The organism is Solicola agrisoli, from assembly GCF_049059935.1.
Lineage (GTDB): Bacteria > Actinomycetota > Actinomycetes > Propionibacteriales > Nocardioidaceae > JAURVT01.
In genome coordinates, this window is sequence record NZ_JBMGQR010000004.1 from 36,698 (window position 1) to 54,448 (window position 17,751).

At 72.3% G+C, this 17,751-nt stretch carries 13 protein-coding genes; 5 read left to right on the top strand and 8 right to left on the bottom strand.

The features are described from left to right. Positions 1–4: 4 nt before the first annotated feature. A complete protein-coding gene (locus tag ACI6PP_RS02765) occupies positions 5–3,391 on the top strand; it encodes a pyruvate carboxylase (protein WP_421108879.1) in 3,387 nt (1,128 codons plus the stop codon). Here the strand turns inward: ACI6PP_RS02765 and ACI6PP_RS02770 are convergent. From ACI6PP_RS02770 to ACI6PP_RS02780, 3 genes are read right to left on the bottom strand one after another with little or no spacing between them, the layout of a single operon-like run. Then, positions 3,388–4,362, bottom strand: a complete 975-nt coding sequence (locus ACI6PP_RS02770; protein WP_421108880.1) for a DUF2235 domain-containing protein — start codon at positions 4,360–4,362, stop codon at positions 3,388–3,390. The two genes, ACI6PP_RS02765 and ACI6PP_RS02770, sit on opposite strands and share 4 nt — an antisense overlap. Next, the gene (locus ACI6PP_RS02775) at positions 4,359–5,039 is read right to left on the bottom strand and encodes a uracil-DNA glycosylase family protein (protein WP_421108881.1); all 681 of its coding nucleotides are present in this window, start codon (positions 5,037–5,039) and stop codon (positions 4,359–4,361) included. The genes ACI6PP_RS02770 and ACI6PP_RS02775 overlap by 4 nt, the downstream gene beginning before the upstream one ends. Continuing rightward, positions 5,036–6,130, bottom strand: coding sequence for a DUF2235 domain-containing protein (locus tag ACI6PP_RS02780; RefSeq protein ID WP_421108882.1), 1,095 nt, complete (start codon positions 6,128–6,130; stop codon positions 5,036–5,038). The genes ACI6PP_RS02775 and ACI6PP_RS02780 overlap by 4 nt, the downstream gene beginning before the upstream one ends. Before the next feature lie 41 nt (positions 6,131–6,171). On the opposite strand from ACI6PP_RS02780, the gene ACI6PP_RS02785 reads away from it, so the two are divergent. Both ACI6PP_RS02785 and ACI6PP_RS02790 read left to right on the top strand, forming a co-directional pair. Continuing rightward, positions 6,172–6,696, top strand: coding sequence for a putative immunity protein (locus ACI6PP_RS02785; protein WP_421108884.1), 525 nt, complete (start codon positions 6,172–6,174; stop codon positions 6,694–6,696). Between the two features lie 55 nt (positions 6,697–6,751). Beyond that, positions 6,752–7,975 (top strand): HNH endonuclease, encoded by a 1,224-nt coding sequence (locus ACI6PP_RS02790; RefSeq protein ID WP_421108885.1) that lies wholly within the window; start codon positions 6,752–6,754, stop codon positions 7,973–7,975. Between the two features lie 77 nt (positions 7,976–8,052). On the opposite strand, the gene ACI6PP_RS02795 is transcribed toward ACI6PP_RS02790, so the two are convergent. Further along, entirely contained in the window at positions 8,053–9,792 is a 1,740-nt protein-coding gene (locus tag ACI6PP_RS02795) for a serine hydrolase domain-containing protein (protein WP_421108887.1), read from the bottom strand. Next, on the bottom strand, positions 9,789–11,081 hold the full coding sequence (locus ACI6PP_RS02800; RefSeq protein WP_421108888.1) for an exo-beta-N-acetylmuramidase NamZ family protein: 1,293 nt from the start codon (positions 11,079–11,081) through the stop codon (positions 9,789–9,791). Before ACI6PP_RS02800 ends, ACI6PP_RS02795 begins: the two co-directional genes overlap by 4 nt. An 85-nt stretch (positions 11,082–11,166) precedes the next feature. Between ACI6PP_RS02800 and ACI6PP_RS02805 the strand changes: the two genes are divergently transcribed. Next, positions 11,167–12,750: a glycoside hydrolase family 3 protein gene (locus tag ACI6PP_RS02805; protein WP_421108890.1), complete on the top strand. Its 1,584-nt coding sequence runs from the start codon at positions 11,167–11,169 to the stop codon at positions 12,748–12,750. On the opposite strand, the gene ACI6PP_RS02810 is transcribed toward ACI6PP_RS02805, so the two are convergent. From ACI6PP_RS02810 to ACI6PP_RS02820, 3 genes are all read right to left on the bottom strand, one after another. Next, on the bottom strand, positions 12,737–13,921 hold the full coding sequence (locus tag ACI6PP_RS02810) for a SpoIID/LytB domain-containing protein (protein WP_421108892.1): 1,185 nt from the start codon (positions 13,919–13,921) through the stop codon (positions 12,737–12,739). The two genes, ACI6PP_RS02805 and ACI6PP_RS02810, sit on opposite strands and share 14 nt — an antisense overlap. Beyond that, positions 13,918–15,633, bottom strand: a complete 1,716-nt coding sequence (locus ACI6PP_RS02815; RefSeq protein WP_421108894.1) for an N-acetylmuramoyl-L-alanine amidase — start codon at positions 15,631–15,633, stop codon at positions 13,918–13,920. The genes ACI6PP_RS02810 and ACI6PP_RS02815 overlap by 4 nt, the downstream gene beginning before the upstream one ends. A gap of 226 nt (positions 15,634–15,859) precedes the next feature. Then, positions 15,860–17,239 carry an NAD(P)H-quinone dehydrogenase gene (locus ACI6PP_RS02820; protein WP_421108896.1) on the bottom strand — a complete coding sequence of 460 codons (1,380 nt, stop codon included), beginning with the start codon at positions 17,237–17,239 and terminating at the stop codon, positions 15,860–15,862. Between the two features lie 47 nt (positions 17,240–17,286). On the opposite strand from ACI6PP_RS02820, the gene ACI6PP_RS02825 reads away from it, so the two are divergent. After that, positions 17,287–17,733 (top strand): gamma-glutamylcyclotransferase, encoded by a 447-nt coding sequence (locus tag ACI6PP_RS02825; protein ID WP_421108898.1) that lies wholly within the window; start codon positions 17,287–17,289, stop codon positions 17,731–17,733. Positions 17,734–17,751: the final 18 nt, after the last annotated feature.

The following is a 17,751-nucleotide window of genomic DNA, read 5'->3' on the forward strand; positions in this document are numbered from 1 at the left end:
CGCCGTGTTCCGCAAGGTCGTCGTCGCCAACCGTGGCGAGATCGCCATCCGAGCCTTCCGCGCAGGCTATGAGCTCGGGATCCGCACCGTCGCGGTGTTCCCCTACGAGGACCGGGGCTCCGAGCACCGGCTGAAGGCCGACGAGGCCTACCAGATCGGCGAGAAGGGCCACCCGGTCCGCGCCTACCTCGACCCCGCGGGCATCGTCGCGACGGCCGTCGACGCCGGGGCCGACGCGGTCTACCCCGGCTACGGCTTCCTGTCGGAGAACCCGAACCTCGCGCAGGCGTGCGCCGACGCGGGCATCACCTTCGTCGGCCCGAGCGTCGACGTCCTCAAGCTCACCGGCAACAAGGCCCGTGCCATCGCCGCGGCACGCGAGGCCGGCGTCCCCGTGCTCGCCTCGGTGGAGCCCACCGACGACGCCGAGGCGCTCGTCGCGGCTGCCGCGGACCTGCCCTACCCGCTGTTCGTCAAGGCCGTGGCCGGCGGTGGCGGACGCGGGATGCGTCGCGTCGAGGACCCCGCCAAGCTGCGCGAGTCCGTGGACGCCGCCATGCGCGAGGCCGACAACGCGTTCGGCGACGCCACCTGCTTCATCGAGCAGGCCGTCGTCGACCCCCGTCACATCGAGGTGCAGATCCTCGGCGACGCGACCGGCGAGGTCATCCACCTGTTCGAGCGCGACTGCTCGGTGCAGCGCCGTCACCAGAAGGTCGTCGAGATCGCCCCGGCCCCGGGGCTGGACCCCGCGATCCGCGAGCGGATGTGTGCCGACGCGGTCAAGTTCGCCAAGGCCATCGGCTACACCTGCGCCGGCACCGTCGAGTTCCTGCTGGACCCCGACGGCAACTACGTCTTCATCGAGATGAACCCCCGCATCCAGGTCGAGCACACGGTCACCGAGGAGGTCACCGACGTCGACCTCGTCCAGTCCCAGCTGCGCATCGCCTCGGGCGAGACCCTGGCCGACCTCGGCCTGTCGCAGGACACCATCGCCGTCCGCGGCGCCGCCCTGCAGTGCCGCATCACCACCGAGGACCCCGCCAACGACTTCCGTCCCGACACCGGCCGGATCACCACCTACCGCTCCCCCGGTGGCGCGGGCATCCGTCTCGACGGCGGCACCACCTACGCGGGCGCCGAGATCGGCGCCCACTTCGACTCGCTGCTCACCAAGGTCACCTGCCGCGGCCGCACCTTCGAGCTCGCCGTCGAGCGCGCGCACCGGGCGCTCGCGGAGTTCCGCATCCGCGGCGTCACGACCAACATCGCCTTCCTGATGGCCGTGCTGTCGAACGACGACTTCAAGGCCGGCGGCGTCACCACGTCGTTCATCGAGGACCACCCGCAGCTGCTCAGCGAGGGCCAGTCGGCCGACCGCGGCACCAAGCTGCTGACGTACCTCGCCGACGTCACCGTCAACAAGCCGCACGGCGAGCCCGTGATCTCGGTCGACGGCCGCGCCAAGCTGCCCGACCTCGACATCCGCGCCACCCCGCCCGACGGCTCCAAGCAGCGCCTCGACGCCCTCGGCCCCGAGGGCTTCGCCCGGGCACTGCGCGAGCAGACGCAGGTCGGCGTCACCGACACCACGTTCCGCGACGCCCACCAGTCGCTGCTCGCCACGCGCGTGCGCACGATCGACCTGCTCCGCGTCGCGCCGTACGTGGCCCGCATGACGCCCGAGCTGCTGTCGCTGGAGGCGTGGGGCGGCGCGACGTACGACGTGGCGCTGCGCTTCCTGCACGAGGACCCGTGGGAGCGCCTGGCGCAGCTGCGCGAGCAGGTGCCCAACATCTGCCTGCAGATGCTGCTCCGCGGCCGCAACACCGTGGGCTACACGCCGTACCCGACGGCCGTCACCGACGCGTTCGTCGAGCAGGCCACCGCCACCGGCATCGACGTCTTCCGGATCTTCGACGCACTCAACGACGTCGAGCAGATGCGCCCGGCGATCGAGGCCGTCCGCGCCACCGGGAAGTCCGTCGCCGAGGTGGCGCTGTGCTACACCGGCGACCTGTCCGACCCGGACGAGACCCTTTACACGCTCGACTACTACCTGCAGCTCGCCGAGCGCATCGTCGACGCCGGCGCGCACGTGCTGGCGATCAAGGACATGGCCGGGCTGCTGCGCGCACCGGCCGCACGCACGCTCGTCACGGCCCTGCGCGACCGCTTCGACCTGCCCGTGCACCTGCACACGCACGACACCCCCGGCGGCCAGCTCGCCACGATCCTCGCCGCGATCGACTCCGGCGTGGACGCGGTGGACGCGGCGACGGCGTCGATGTCGGGCACCACGAGCCAGCCACCGCTGTCGGCGCTCGTGGCGGGCACCGACCACACCGAGCGGACGACGGGCCTGTCGCTGCAGGCCGTCAACGACCTCGAGCCGTACTGGGAGGCCACGCGCCGCGTGTACGCCCCGTTCGAGTCGGGCCTCGCCTCGCCGACGGGTCGCGTCTACCGGCACGAGATCCCCGGCGGCCAGCTGTCGAACCTGCGCCAGCAGGCCGTCGCGCTGGGCCTGGGCGAGAAGTTCGAGCAGATCGAGGACATGTACGCCGCGGCGAACGACATCCTCGGCAACGTCGTCAAGGTGACGCCGTCGTCCAAGGTGGTCGGCGACCTCGCGCTGCACCTCGTCGCCGCCGGTGCCGACCCGGCCGACTTCGCCGACGACCCGAGCAAGTTCGACGTCCCCGACTCGGTGATCGGCTTCCTGTCCGGCGACCTCGGCGATCCGCCGGGAGGCTGGCCCGAGCCGTTCCGCACCAAGGCGCTCGAGGGCCGCACGGTCAAGCCCGTCGAGGAGAAGCTGTCCGACGAGGACGCCGACGCCCTGGCCAAGGAGCCACAGCGCACGCTCAACCGCCTGCTGTTCCCCGGGCCCACCGAGTCGTTCGAGAAGGCGCGCCACGACCACGGCGACCTGTCGATCCTGCCGAGCCGCAACTTCTGGTACGGCCTGCAGCACGACGAGGACAGCGAGGTCGTGATCGAGGAGGGCAAGACGCTCATCCTCGGCCTGCAGGCGATCAGCGAGGCCGACGAGCGCGGCCTGCGCACCGTCATGTGCACGATCAACGGCCAGCTGCGTCCCGTCACCGTCCGCGACCGCTCGGTCGAGACCGACGTCGCCGAGGCCGAGAAGGCCGACACCTCCGACGCGAACCACGTCGCCGTCCCGTTCGCCGGCGTCGTGTCGCCGAGCGTGGGCGTCGGCGACACCGTCGAGGCCGGCCAGGCCGTCGGGTCGATCGAGGCGATGAAGATGGAGGCCTCGATCACCAGCCCCAAGGGCGGCGTGGTCGAGCGGCTCGTCATCTCCAGCCCGCGTCAGGCCGAGGGCGGCGACCTGCTGCTCGTGCTGAAGGCCAAGGACTAGTCGGCCTCCGCCCGGCCCCGCACGACCACGTCGCGGGCGCCGGGCGGGAACAGCACCCGCCGGGTGCCGCGGAAGCGCGGGTTGGGCCGCACCAGGTGCCAGGCGCGCAGCACCAGGTTGAGCAGCCGGTAGGGCAGCGTCAGCGAGTCGTGGACGACGCGCGGCGACCCGTCGTCGAGGTAGACCGACAGCAGGTCGTCGTTGAACACGAGCCCACGGGCGCTCGCCTGCTCGACCATCCAGGCGAGCGTCTCGTTGGCGATGCCGTGCTCGGCGTACCCGCCGCCGACGTCGGTGTGCACGCCGTCGAACCAGACCTGGAGCACCCGGGTCTCGTCGGCGTCGGGACCGCCCACCCACAGCAACGGCTCGAACGCGAGGCGTCGCTCGTCGATCGCGAGCGCCTGGCGGGCGTTGCGGACGGTGCGGCTCAGCTCGAGGTCGTGGAACTTCGCCCACGGGCCGAGAGCGCCCACGGTGTCGAAGACGCCGACGAACTCGATGGGCGTCTCGGAGTGGCAGTGCGCGGCCTTGAACTCCTCGTTGCGGGCGTCGGCGCCGGGCTTGCGCAGCTCGCGGTACAGGCGCAGCGCGTCGGGCAGGAACCCGTCGACGACGGCGCGCCGCGTCAGCAGGCCGATGCGGTCGACGATGCCGGCCAGGCTCCGCGCGGTGAACGCGCCGCGGCTGAAGCCGATGGCGTAGACCTGGTCGCCGGGCTCGTAGTTGAGCGCCAGCCACCGGTAGCCGATGACGAGGTTGCTGAACAGGCCGAAGCCCCAGATGCCGCCGAGCAGCCGGTTGGTGCGGTAGAAGTCGGACCCGACGCCGCCGACGTAGAGCACGCTCTGCTGGACGTCGGCGCGTCCCTCGCGGGACTCCACGGTGCGCGCGATCTTCTCGACGTTGGACAGGTCTTCGTCGGTCGGGCCCTTCCAGGTGCCGTCGAAGCAGATCACCAGGCGCTTCACCCCGTCAGGCTCCCACGCACGGCCGACAGCGCGGCGACCGTCAGCTCGCGGTTCGGACGGCCGGTGGCGCGGTCGGTGGTGTTCCAGGCGAGCGGGCTGGGGTGCGGGCAGGCGGTGGTCGCGACGTCGCGTCCGGGGTGGTGCTCGGCCGCGGTGGCCCTCGTCCAGGCCTCCTCCGCTGCTCGTCCGAGCAGGACGACGTGCTCCAGCCCGGTGAGGTGGTCGAGGAGGGTCGCCAGGTGGGGCGCGGCACGTCGGGTCTCGTCCGCGACGGACCGGCGACCGTTCGGGGCTTCGTCGGCGCCCGGGTCCTCCAGCCACCAGGGGACGACGTTCCAGTGCAGCCTCCGCGCGCGCCCGAGGTCCGCCGCCTCGCACGCGACCGAGAGGTTGTGCGCGGCGAGGTCGTCGGTGTCGGGGCTCGCCACGCGCGCGCCCCGGGCGGCCGAGCAGCGCGGGTCTCGTCCGAGCAGCAGCACGCGGGCGTCGGTGCCGCCGGAGTCGGGGTCGACCAGGGGGACGTGCTCGCCGTCGGCGGCGATCTGGTCGACCAGCGCGTTGAGGGACGCGACGTGCGGCTCGTCGCGGCGGGCCCGGCGTGCGGCGACCGACCCGGGCGCGTGCTCCTCGCTGAGCAGCGTCCCGTGGGCGTGCGCGTGCCGGTTGCGGATCGTCACGACACCAGCAGACCACGCCGCGTCGGGCACGTCAGCGCCACGTCGACCTCAGCCCGTGGACCGGGCATGGCGAGCACCAGCTCGACCGGCAGCGCCGGGCCCGGCGTCACGGCCGACGACGCCACCCTGACGTCGCGCGCACCCGGTGGCGCGAGCACCCGTCGTCCGCGGGCGAAGGCCGGGTCGGGTCGACCGATCCGGCACAGCCGGCGCCAGGCGTTGCTCAGCCGGTAGAACGGCGTCAGCGACGGGTGCAGCCGGGCCCGGGCGCCGGTGAAGACGTGGCGCAGGAGCAGCGCGTCGTCGACCTCCAGCCCCTCGGCACGTGCCTCCTGCAGCATCCACAGCAGCGTCGTGTCGGACAGGCCGCTCTCGGGGCCGCTGCCTCCCCCGACGTCGGAGTGCGCGCCCTGGAACCAGACCTGCTTGACCCGGTCGGGCCGGCGTCGGGCGTCCCCGTCGTCACCGTCCCAGAGCAGGGGACGGAACACGACGCGCTGCTCGTCGACGGCCAGCGCCTGCCGCGCGACGGCCACGACGTCGCAGAGCCCGAAGTCGTTGAAGCGGGCCCGACGTCCCAGGGCCGCGACCGTGTCGAACACGCCCAGGAAGGTGATCTCGGGGCTCGCGTGGCAGTGCGCGGCGCGGAACTCCTCGGCGCTGCGACGCGTCTCCCCCCTCCTGGGGTAGCCGCCGGTGTACCGCCGCACCGCCTCGTCCAGCCTGCCGTCCATCAGCCCCGGGACGTCGAGCAGCCCGACCCTCGAGATCATCCCCGCGAGGCTCCGCGCCGTCGCCGCCCCGCGACTGAACCCGAAGACGAACACCTGGTCGCCCGGCGCGTAGTTCAGGCACAGGAACCGGTAGCCGCGGACGAGGTTGCCCAGCGTCCCGAACCCCAGCGCCCCGCCCAGCAGCCGGTCGGCGAGGTAGTAGTTGGCCCCCACCCCCGGGATGTAGCTCACCACCTGCTGGACGCCGCTCTCGCCGCCGTCGGTCCGCACCGTCCGCGCGATCTTCTCGATGTTCGACACGTCCACGTCCGACGCGTTCTTCCACGTGCCGTCGAAGCACACCACCAGTCTCTTCATGCCGCTCAGGAGCAGGGTGGGGATGTGGTGATACTTGCCGGGTGTGCGACGGCATCGAGCTCGACCTCGACGAGATCCGCGAGGTCGCCGCGTTCGCGACGGTCTGCGCGCGCGAGGTGCTCGGACTGTTCGAGGCCGACCGACCCGACGACGCCCGGCCGCGGGCAGCCGTGGACGCGGCGTCGGCCTTCGCCATGGGTGGCGCCCGGACCATTCCGCTGCGGCAGGCGGCCACGGCGGCGAACCGGGCCGCCCGGGAGACCACGACGCCGGCCGCCCGCGAGGCGGCGCTGTCCGCGGGGCACGCGGCGGCCTCGGCCTACCTGCACCCGCTGGCACGCGCCCACCAGGTGAGGCACGTCCTGGGCTCGGCCGTCCACGCGGCGCGTGCCGTCGAGCTCGCGGCCGGGGACGACCCCGCCGTCGGACTCGGCCACCTCGATGAGCTGGCTCCGAACGCCTCGCCGGTGGTCGTCGACGTGCTCCGGCGGTACCCGGTCGCCCCTGCCGGCGCCGGTCGTGTGGCCGAGCTGCTCCGGCATATCGACGCAGCGTTGCGTGGCTGAGGACGGGCGGTCGCATCGAAAACGGACTGTCAGACCCTGGTCCTAAGTTGGGTCCATGGCCGCAGAAGTCTGGTTCGACGCTCGTGAGGAGCTCGCCGACGTCATCGAGATGCGTGCCGAGATGGGACGTCTGCAGGCCGCCGAGCTCCGGTCGGTCGCGGCGTGGGCGGTCGGTCGGACGAGGTCGCAGCGCGGGCCGGTCTCCGTGCTGCCGGGTCAGGAGCACATGGTCCAGCTCGGCGGGGCCGGGTCTCCTGCGGTGCCCGAGTTCCTGGCCGCCGAGCTCGGCCCGACGCTGGGGCTGTCGGCGTCGGCCGCGCAGTCGTTGCTGTCCGACGCGCTCTCGCTGGTGTACCGGTTGCCGCACCTGCTCGAGGCGCTGGAGTCCGGGGTGGCCGAGTGCTGGAAGGTGCGGATGGTCGCTGCCGGCACGCGCGGGCTGTCCGAGACCACCGCCCGGATCGTGGACTGCCACCTGGCCAACCCGGCCCGCGAGGGCGTTCGCCCGCCCATCGCAAGGATCACCCGCAGCAAGCTGCAGCAGGTGATCTCCCAGTACGACCACCTGGACCAGGTCGACGACCAGAGCGCCGAGGCCCGCACCGCGCACGCCCTGTCGCAGCGGTACCTGCGGGTCCAGCACGGCCTGGACGGCACCGCCGACCTCACCGGACGCCTGTCCTCAGAAGTCGCCGAGCGGTTGGAGCAGGCCGTCGAGGACATCGCGACCGAGATGGCCATTACCGAGGACGACACCCGCCCCCGCCAAGTCCGCCGCGCCGAAGCGCTCGGCCGGTTGGTCGTGCACCCCGGCCTGGCCCAGACCGTCCTGTACGTCCACGTCGACCACGCGACGGGAACCTGGTCGGCCGACAACGTCGGCGCGATCGACCAGACCGAGGCCGAGCACCTGGTCGGCCACGGCAACGTCACCATCAAGCCCGTCATCGACCTCGCGGCCGAGATCACCACCACCGGCTACGCCGCCCCAACCCGCCTTCGCGAGCAGCTCAGGCTGGCGCAGCACGACACCTGCGCCTTTCCCTACTGCGACCGCCGCGTCGCCCGCCGCGCCGACGTCGACCACGTCCACCCACACGGTGCAGGAGGGCCAACCACCTCCTCGAACACCCACCTGCTCTGCCGGTACCACCACCGAGTCAAGACCCACGGCCGGTGGAAGGCGACCAAGACCGCACCGGGCACCACCAGATGGACCTCACCCACCGGCCAGGTCTTCGAGGTCGCCCACGGCCTCACCACCCGGCTGCGGACCTAGGTCCGCAACCTGCACGGCGATCGCCATCACGCCGTTCGGCCGACCCCCGGCGTCCCGACCCGGCCGCTGACGAAGCCTCAGCGCCGCGAGGGCGACCACCCGTCGGCCACCAGGCACCCGCACCGCTCGCCGTCGAGCACCTTGCGGTTGCCCGCCTTGACCTGCACGTCGTCGACGTAGACGCCGCGGCCGTGGTAGTTGGTGTCGGTGGTGTGGGTCCAGCGGAGCGTGACCTTGCCAGGGGCACCGAGGAAGGCGGTGGCCTTCTTCCAGTGGCGCTGGGACTGGCCGGAGACCGAGCCGGTCGGGGCGCCGGTGAAGGGGACGGCGGTCCAGGTGGTGCCGCCGTCGCGGGAGGCCTGCAGGGTGGTCTTGTCGACGGCCTCGGAGTCGACGAGGTAGTCGAACGACAGGCGTGTGCCGGGGCGCCGCACGTCGACGGCGGGCAGGGTCAGCGTCGAGGTGGTGGCGTCGACCGAACCGGTGCGCCACGCGTCGCGTCCGGCGCGGGGCGTCAACTTCATGGCGTCGGCGACACCGTCGACGACGGCGCGACGGGCCGGGTTGATGGTGCCGAGGTCGCGGGAGGGGTGGACGCGGTTGGTCATCAGGATGGCGATCGAGCGCGAGCCCGGGTCGATGACCATCGAGGTGCCGGTGAAGCCGGTGTGGCCGGCGGTGCGGGCCGAGCCGAGGCCGCCCATGTACCAGATCTGGTCCAGCTCGAAGCCGAGGCCGTGGCTGTCGTCGGGGAACTTCTGGTTGAAGTTCGTGAACATGGCGTCGACGGTCGGCTTCTTCAGGATCCGCTTGCCGCCGTACGTCCCGCCGTTGAGGAAGGTCTGGCCGAGGACGGCGAGGTCGTCGGCGGTGGAGAAGACGCCCGCGTGGCCGGCGACGCCCGCGAGCGCCCAGGCCTTCTCGTCGTGGACCGAGCCGCGGATGATGCCGCGGCCGTGCGTGAGGTCCCACTCGGTGGCGGCGATGCGGTGCAGCTTGGACGCCGGCGGGTTGTACGAGGTGTCCCTCAGCCGCAGGGGCGTGGTGATGCCGTCGGCGACGGCGCGGTCCAGACCCTTGCCGGTGGCCTTCTCGACCAGGAGCCCCGCGACGATCATGTTGATGTCGGAGTAGACGTACTGGACGTTCGGGGCGGCCTCGGGCTTCACGGCCATGACGGCGGCGAGGCGCGAGGGGATGTCGGGGTAGGCGGTGTCGAGCGGCATCGACGCGGGCAGGCCCGAGACGTGCGTCAGCAGCTGGCGCGGGGTGATCGTGCCCTTGCCGTTCTGCGCGAAGGCGGGCAGGTAGGTGGCCACGGGCTCGTCGAGGTCGATGCGGCCGCGCTCCACCTGCTGCATCAGCGCGGTGGAGGTGAACAGCTTGGTGATCGAGGCGATGTCGAAGATCGAGTCGGTCTCCATCGGCTCGCGCTGGTCGGCGGGCAGCTCGGTGCCCTGCTCGTCGGAGTAGAGCAGCTCGTAGCCCTTGGCGTCGCGCGTGACGACCTTGCCGTCCCGGGCCACCAGCGTCACCGCCCCCGGGTACAGCGGACGGCCGGTCGCTGGCTGCGGCTGACGGTAGGAGTCGACCTTCGCCAGCATCGAGGTGAGCGTCGACGGGTCGAGGCCCACCTGCTGCGGGCGGCCGTCGCGCAGCCGGGTGTCGGCCGACATCCAGCCCGAGTACGGCTGGTCGTAGCCGCGGGCTCGGTCGTGGTGGCCGCCGTGCCCCGGCGAGGCGAGGGCGGGCGGTGCGGCCAGCGTGGCGCCGGCGACGGCACCGGCCAGGGCGAGGGCGAGGGTGCGGCGGTTCATCGGTGTCCCTTCTCGGGGTACAGCAGGTAGGGGCGGCGACGGTCGACGAACTCGGCGAGCTCGCGCCTCCACGCGCCGGTGATGGCGTCGACGGACGCGCCGTCCTCGATCTGGTCGCGGACGCGCGTCGAGCCCGTCAGCTTGTCGATCCAGCGCTTGTCGGCCGGGTCGCCGGCGCGCCAGTCGAACGTCCCGCCGCCCGTGCGACGCGCCTCGACGAGCATCGCGATGCCGAGGCGGACGGGGTCGAGCGCGTGCGGGTCGTCGACGTAGACCTGCACGCCGCCGCACACCTGGCCCAGGTGCTTGGAGAACGTCGGCACGAAGTAGGTCTCGCGGAAGCTCACGCCCCGCAGCCGCTGCTCCCGCAGGGCGGCCGCGTACGCGTACGGGACGCCGGGCGCGCCGACCGTCTCGAACGGACGGGTGGTGCCGCGTCCCTCCGACCAGGTGACGGCCTCGAACAGGCAGGTGCCCGGGTAGACGAGCGCGGTGTCGGGGGTGGGCATGTTCGGGCTCGGCGGCACCCACGCCAGCCCCGTCTCGGCGAACACCTGGTCGCGGCGCCACCCGCGCACCTTCACCACGTCGAGGCGGGTGAGGCGACCGCCGGTCTCGTCGGCCAGGAACTCGCCGTCGAAGAACCGTGCGAGCTCGCCCACCGTCATGCCGTGCTGCTGCACGATCTCCTTCTGCCCGACGCCCGAGGTGAACCCGGCGGTCATCATCGGGCCGCGGGCGGTGCCGCCCGTGGGGTTGGGACGGTCGAGGACGACGAACCGCGCCCCGACGTCGACCGCGGCGGTCATCGCCGTGTACATCGTCCAGACGTAGGTGTAGAAGCGGGCACCGACGTCCTGGATGTCGAACACGACCGTCTCGACCCGCGCCTCGCGGAACATCGCCGCGAAGTCGGCGCGGTCGGCTCCGTACGCGTCGTAGACGGTGACGCCGGTGCGCTCGTCGACGCTGTTGCCCTCGGACTCGCCCGCCTGGGCGGTGCCGCGGAAGCCGTGCTCGGGGCCGAACACGCCCACCAGGTCGACCTTCCCCGACGCAGCCATCGAGTCGACGATGCTCGTCAGGTCCGACAGGACGCCGGTGGGGTTCGTCACGACGCCGACCCGCTGCCCCGACAGCGGCGCCCAGTCGTCCGCGGCCAGCACGTCGGCCCCGGTGACCACGCGGCGCGGACCGTGACGCCCGCCGCCGCTCGCGCCCAGCGCGGGGGCGGCCACCACCGCCGGCACCGCCGCGCCCACCGTCGTCAGGAACCCTCGTCTGCCCATCGCATCCATGGCTCCACAGGTGCCCGGTCTAGACCAATCCCAAACATCGCGTTTCGGGTCACCGGGCACGGGGTAGGTGGGGCCCATGCGCCGCCTGACCCGAACCGCCACCGCCGCCCTCTCCGCCTGCCTCCTCGCCGGGGGGCTCGCCGCCGCCGCACCGACGTCCGCCGACCCCTCGCACGGCCGTCACCACGACCGTGCGACCTCGTGGGGCCCGACGCAGAAGGAGGTGCGCGAGGCCAGGAGATACGTCGCCGACCTGACGCTGTCCGAGCTCGCCGGCCAGGTGGTCGTGGCCCGGTACGCCGGTCCGGCCTCGCCGCAGAAGTTCATCGAGGACCGGCACCTCGGCGGCGTGACGATGTTCGCCGACAACATCGCCTCGGTCGAGGCGATCAAGGGCGTCAACGAGGGCCTGCAGGCCACCAACGACCGCCCCTACCCGCTGTGGCTCGCGGTCGACCAGGAGGGCGGACGCGTCGCGCGGCTCGGGGCGCCCATGACGCTGTTCCCGTCGTTCATGAGCAATGGCGCCGCCCGCCAGCGGCACCTGACGCGGGCCGCCGCGAAGGCGTCGGCACGCGAGGTGCGCGACGCGGGCTTCAACGTGGCGTTCGCGCCCGACGCCGACGTGACCGCCGGTCCGGCCGACCCGGTGATCGGCAGCCGCTCGGCCGGCAGCGACGCGGGCGTCGTCTCGCAGATGGTCACCGCCGCGCTGAAGGGCTACGAGGACGGCGGCGTGCTCTCGTCGATCAAGCACTTCCCGGGCCACGGCAGCCTCACCGTCGACAGCCACCTCGGGCTGCCCCGCTACGGCGGCACCCTCGAGGAACTGCGCGCCAAGGACTACAAGCCGTTCGAGGCGGGCATCAAGGCCGGCGCGCCGATGGTGATGATCGGTCACATCGACGTGCCACAGCTCGACGACGGCACGCCCGCCTCGCTGTCGCGTCCGGTGATCACCGGCGAGCTGCGCGAGCGGCTCGGGTTCGAGGGCGTGATCGTCACCGACGCGCTCGAGATGGGAGCGATCGTCGAGAAGTACGGCGCCGCCGAGGCCGTCGTCAAGACCCTGCAGGCCGGCACCGACGTCGCGCTGATGCCCGCCGACACCGACGCCGCCATCGCCGCGATCGACGCAGCCCTGCGCGACGGCACCCTGGACGAGAAGCAGGTGCGCGCCGGCGCCACCCGGATGGTCGCGCTGCTGATCCACGAGAAGAACCAGAAGCAGCCGCGGAACCAGATCGGCACGCACACCAAGGAGTCGCTCGACCTCTCGCGTGCCGCGCTCACCTCGGTCGCCGGCCCCTGCCGCGGACGCCTCGTGGGCGACACGGTCACGGTGACCGGCCAGAAGGTCCTGACCGACGCGTTCACGACCGCCGCGAAGGCGGCCGGCCTCACGGTCGCCCCCGGCGGCACCACCGTCGCACTGCTCGGACGCGCCGACGCCGCCACCAGCGCGGACGTCGTCGTCAGCACCGACACCCCGTACCAGCTGGGCACGAGCACGGCGACGTCGAAGCTGGCCACCTACGGCCAGGGACCCCAGGCGATGCAGGCGCTCGTCGAGGTGCTGCTCGGCGAGCGACGGGCGCGCGGCACGCTGCCGGTGCCCGTCGACGGCGTCGAGAGGACCGGGTGCTCTAGCCGGCGGTGAACCAGGTGGAGCGGAGGCCGAACACCGAGCGGGCCTTGTCGCCACTGATGTTCATCGACTTCTTCGAGCCGTGCAGACGCAGCGTCCTGACGCGGCCGCCCCAGCGGCCGTTGCCGTCCCGCGCCACCACCTGCACGCTGCGCAGCGTGCCGATGGAGGGGTAGGCCGAGGCCACGCGCGAGACCGTGATGGACGACTTCCAGGCGGTGGCGGGGTCGTACTCGTCGGCCTTGGCCGCCAGGTACGGCACGCTGCCCTTGGCCATGAAGCCGCCGGACGACGACGAGAACTGCGTGAAGGCCGAGGCGCCGCGGTAGGTGACGATGCGACCACGCGTGGCCTTGATCGCGTCGTTGGTGGTCGCCGCCTCCTTGCTGTAGCCGCCGTACACCTGGCAGGCCGTGGTGTCGCAGAGGTGGTACCACTGCTTGCTGCGCGAGCGCTGCAGCGTGACGGCGTAGGTGCGCGCCGCGACCGACTGGGCCTGCAGCGCGGCGGGTCGCCACGACGACGGCATCTCGGACGCGACGACGCCCTGCACGTACTTCTCCAGGCTGATCACGTTGAGGGTGCCGCGCGTGCCGCCGCCCGAGGGTGTCTTGGCGTTGCGCAGCCACCCGCGGTACTGCCGGGTCGTCCCGTTGGGGAGCACCAGGCGCGTCGGGACCGAGGCCTTGAACTCGCCCTGGCCCTTCAAGTTGGTCCGGCCGGGGATCGTCCAGCGACGCCACTTCCCGCCACTCAGGTACTGCACCTTGGACACCGAGGAGCCCTGGTGCGGCACGATCCGCCAGCGGCTCACCGAGGTCCAGGCCGGCAGCACGAACGTCTTGCCGTCGGCGGTGTCGCGGACCCGCAGGTTGCGCGCGGGCAGCACGGCGGTGTCCTTGCCGGTGTCGGCGGTGACGAGCACGCGCAGCGTGGTGCCGACCGAGCCCAGCGCCGTCCCCGGGTAGTAGTAGGCCAGGATCTGCGCGTAGGTCAGACCCTTGGCGGCGGCGCCGTTGGCTCCGTACTGCGACATGCCGTGGCCGTGGCCGTAGCCCAGCCCCGTCAGCGCGACCTTGCCGTTCGCGACCGGCACCGCCTGGTCGGCCTGCGCGGGGCCCGAGACGACGAGCGCGGAGGACGCGACGGCCAGGACCGCGACGCCGAGACCCAGGCGCCTCATCGGTACTTCACCGAGTACGTGTTGGTCTTGGGGTTGTAGCTGATCGAGCCGCCGGTGTACGTGGCCTTGTAGTTGCCCTTGCCGGTCCGGTAGATGCTGCGGGTCGGTGCGCCGAGGCGTCCGGAGACTCCCTTGAGCGCGCGGTGCTTCTTGTCGACCTTGCCGTAGCTCAGGTAGGACGTGGCCCCGCGGGAGTAGATGCGGCCCTGGGCGAACGAGGCGAACCACACGCCCCCGACCTTGGTGGCCTTGACGCTGCTGGTCGGCACGCCCATCACGCCCGAGGTTCCCTTGGCGGCGCGGTGGCCCTTGTCGATCGCGCCCCAGATCGCGTAGCCGGCCGAGCCCTTGGCGTACACGCGGCCGTTGCTGAAGTTGGCGTAGGTGTAGCCGCCCTTGGCGTTCCTGGTCGACGACGTCGCCGACCCGAGCTGCGCCCTGTAGCGGTTGTAGGTGGTCTGGATCGTCGGGCTCAGCCTCGGCGCGGCAGCCGGCGGCGTGACCGCACCGCCCCCGGCCATGCGTGCGGTGACCATCTGACGCAGGCCGTTGGCGCTGGTGTCGTTCAGCCAGGCGTAGCCGTAGCGGCCCGGGCAGGCGGTGGCCTTGACGTCACGGTGGCCGGAGATGCGGTTGATCGTGCGGCCGTCCATCGCCATCGTGCCGGTGGCCGGGGTGCCGAAGATGCTCAGGCGCCAGGCGATCAGGTTCGCGACGGAGGTCTTGAGGGGCGCGGTGAGGGCGGCGGTGTCGTAGTTGCCCATCATCGAGATGCCGACCATGTACTTGTTGGCGTTGGTGGTGCCCGAGTGCGCGCCACGGACCATCTTGGTGATGCCGCCGCGGCGGCCCTCGTAGATGGTGCCGTACTTGTCGACCAGGAAGTTGTACCCGATGTCGCACCACTTCTGCGTCTTGGTGTGGTACAGGTGCGCGGCTCGGACGTACGCCGGCGACTGCGCCTGCGTGTAGGTGTTGGCGCCGGCGGTGTGGTGGAGCAGCGCGCCGGACTGCGTGGTCGCGGTGGTCGGCGAGCTGCACGAGGACTGGTAGGTGGTGGTGGGCTGCCAGCTCGAGCGGAGCACGATCGCGGGCTGCGCGACCGCGGCGCTGCGCAGCGCCGTGCCGAAGGAGGCGCCGCTGACCTGGGTCGCCGAGGAGTCGAGCGAGACGTCCGAGGCCTGCGCGGTGATCGCGGCGTCCTCGGGCTGCTCGGGCGAGTCGACGACGGCGACCTTGACGTCCTCGGGCGAGGTGCCGTCGGCCGACAGCACGCGCGCCGCGACGCCGTCCGCGTCACCGACCCACATCGGGTCGGTGCCCGCGAGGGCGCCGGCGTCGGACGGGTCGGGCTCGGAGAGGTCGAGCTGCTGCCACGCGCTCCAGGTGCCGTTCTTGCGGGTGCGCACCTCGGCCGTCAGCGACGCGTCGTCCGCGCCGGGCTTCCAGGTGATGCCCACCATCTGGAAGGTGTCGGTGGCGGTCCGCTCGAGCGAGGCCACGACCTCCTCGCCGCCCGCGACCCGGGTCTGGGCCTGCGGAGCGACGTCGGGAACGGTGAGCGCCGTCGCGGTCGGCTCGGCCGCGGCGGACACGTCGGGGGCGTCACCGGCGTCGCTCGCGGTCAGGGCACCGACCGGGACGGTTCCGGCGAGGGCGAGCACCGGGGCGAGCACCGAGGCGCCGGCCAGCCGGACGAGGAGTGAAGACATGTGGGGGACGTCCTGTGACTCGTGTGACGGATGAGAATTCTGTGACTCGACTGCACGATTATGCGCACCGTAATTCGGGTCGCGCTACCGATACGCCAAATTAGGTAAATTCCATGAGCGTAATTACAGAGGTGTTATTCAAAGGCCGTGGAAATGCCCGGAAATGGGCACGACAAAGCCCCCCGAATGCCGTTCGGGCACGCGGGGGGCGAGGGGTGAGCGGGCGTCAGGTGCGCTTGTGCAGGCGTCGCGCGGCCTCGGCCACCGAGCCCGTCATCGACGGGTAGACGGTGAACGCCTGGGCGACCTGATCGACGGTGAGCGAGCAGGACACGGCCAGCGACAGGGCGTGCACCAGCTCGCTGGCGCGGGGCGCCACGACCACGCCACCGACGACGATGCCCGAGCCCGAGCGGGCGAACAGCTTGACGAAGCCGTCGCGCACGCCGTCCATCTTGGCGCGCGGGTTGCCGCTGAGCGGGAGCATGACGCACTCGGCGTCGATCTCGCCGTCGTCGACGGCCTTCTGCCCGTAGCCGACGGTGGCGATCTCGGGGGCGGTGAACACGTTGCTCACCACCTGGCGCAGGTCGAGCGGACGGACGGCGTCGCCCAGCGCGTGCGCCATCGCGATGCGTCCCTGCATCGCTGCGACCGACGCGAGCATGAGCACGCCGGTGCAGTCGCCCGCGGCGTAGACGCCGGGGGCCGAGGTGCGCGAGACCTTGTCGACGTTGACGAAACCGCCGTCGCCGGTCTCGACGCCGGCGGCGTCCAGGCCGAGGCCCTCGGAGTTCGGGATGGACCCGAGCGCCAGCAGGCAGTGGCTGCCCTCGACCGTGCGCCCGTCGGTGAGGGTGACGAGCACCCCGTCGCCCTTGCGCTCGACCGAGGCCATCCGCGAGCGGGACAGGACGTTCATGCCGCGCCGCTTGAAGACCTCCTCGAGCACCTCGGCGGCGTCGGAGTCCTCGCCGGGGAGCACGCGGTCGCGGCTGGAGACGAGGGTGACCTCGCTGCCCAGGGAGTGGTAGGCGCCGGCGAACTCGGCACCGGTGACGCCCGAGCCCACGACGACCAGGTGGCTCGGCAGCTCGTCGAGGTCGTAGACCTGCTCCCAGTTAAGGATGCGCTCGCCGTCGGGGACGGCGGTGGGCACGACGCGGGGGTGGGCGCCGGTGGCGACCAGCACGACGTCGGCCGAGATGCGCTCCTCGCCGGCGTCTGACGACACGGTGACGACGCCGCCGCCCTCGAGGCGGGCGGTGCCGCGGACGACGCGGATCTCCTCGCGGTCGAGGCGGCGGGTGATGTCGTCGGACTGCGCGAGCGCGAGCCGCTTGACGCGGGAGTTGACCGCGAGCAGGTCGGTGCTCACCGCGGACGACGACCGCAGCCCAAGCTCGGAGGCGCCCTCGACCTCGGTCATCAGGTCGGAGGTGGCGATCAGCGTCTTGCTCGGCACGCAGTCGGTGAGCACCGTCGAGCCGCCGAGACCGTCGCGGTCGACCACGCTCACCTGCCCGCCCAGCTGCGCCGCCACCAGGGCAGCCTCGTATCCACCGGGTCCTCCGCCGACGATCGCCACGTGAGTCACGGGATCCATCATCGCGCACGGCCCCGACGGGGCGAGCAGCAGATAGGCTGCGGACCGTGCCCCTCTACGCCGCGTGGGCGTCCAACCTCGATCCGGGCCGCATGGTCGAGCGGTGCCCGCACTCCCCCGTCGCCGACGTGGGCTGGCTGACGGGCTGGCGCCTCACCTTCGGCGGCGAGGACCAGCACTGGGACGGCGCGCTGCCAATGCTCGTGCAGTCGCCGGACGACCAGGTCTTCGTCGCGCTCTACGACATCTCCCCGCTGGACGAGCAGGCCCTCGACGAGTCCGAGGGCATCAGCCTGGGCCTGCACGACAAGCTGCACGTCCGCGTCGACACCCTCGACGGGCCGGCCGTCGCCTGGACGTACGTGCTCGACGCCTACGAGGGCGGGCTGCCGTCGGCGCGCACGCTCGCGATGATCTCCGACGCGGCCGAGGCCGCCGGCGCCCCCGACGAGTACGTGCTCGCCCTGCGCGAGCGTCCCTGCCAGGCGGGCTGAGCCGCGCCTTAGGGTGCT

Coding starts and splice junctions, on each gene's coding strand:
- ACI6PP_RS02795 (WP_421108887.1), bottom strand. CDS start 9,792: ATGAACCGCCGCACCCTCGCCCTCGCCCTGGCCGGTGCCGTCGCCGGC.
- ACI6PP_RS02805 (WP_421108890.1), top strand. CDS start 11,167: ATGCGCCGCCTGACCCGAACCGCCACCGCCGCCCTCTCCGCCTGCCTC.
- ACI6PP_RS02810 (WP_421108892.1), bottom strand. CDS start 13,921: ATGAGGCGCCTGGGTCTCGGCGTCGCGGTCCTGGCCGTCGCGTCCTCC.
- ACI6PP_RS02780 (WP_421108882.1), bottom strand. CDS start 6,130: ATGAAGAGACTGGTGGTGTGCTTCGACGGCACGTGGAAGAACGCGTCG.
- ACI6PP_RS02800 (WP_421108888.1), bottom strand. CDS start 11,081: ATGGGCAGACGAGGGTTCCTGACGACGGTGGGCGCGGCGGTGCCGGCG.
- ACI6PP_RS02820 (WP_421108896.1), bottom strand. CDS start 17,239: ATGGATCCCGTGACTCACGTGGCGATCGTCGGCGGAGGACCCGGTGGA.
- ACI6PP_RS02790 (WP_421108885.1), top strand. CDS start 6,752: ATGGCCGCAGAAGTCTGGTTCGACGCTCGTGAGGAGCTCGCCGACGTC.
- ACI6PP_RS02815 (WP_421108894.1), bottom strand. CDS start 15,633: ATGTCTTCACTCCTCGTCCGGCTGGCCGGCGCCTCGGTGCTCGCCCCG.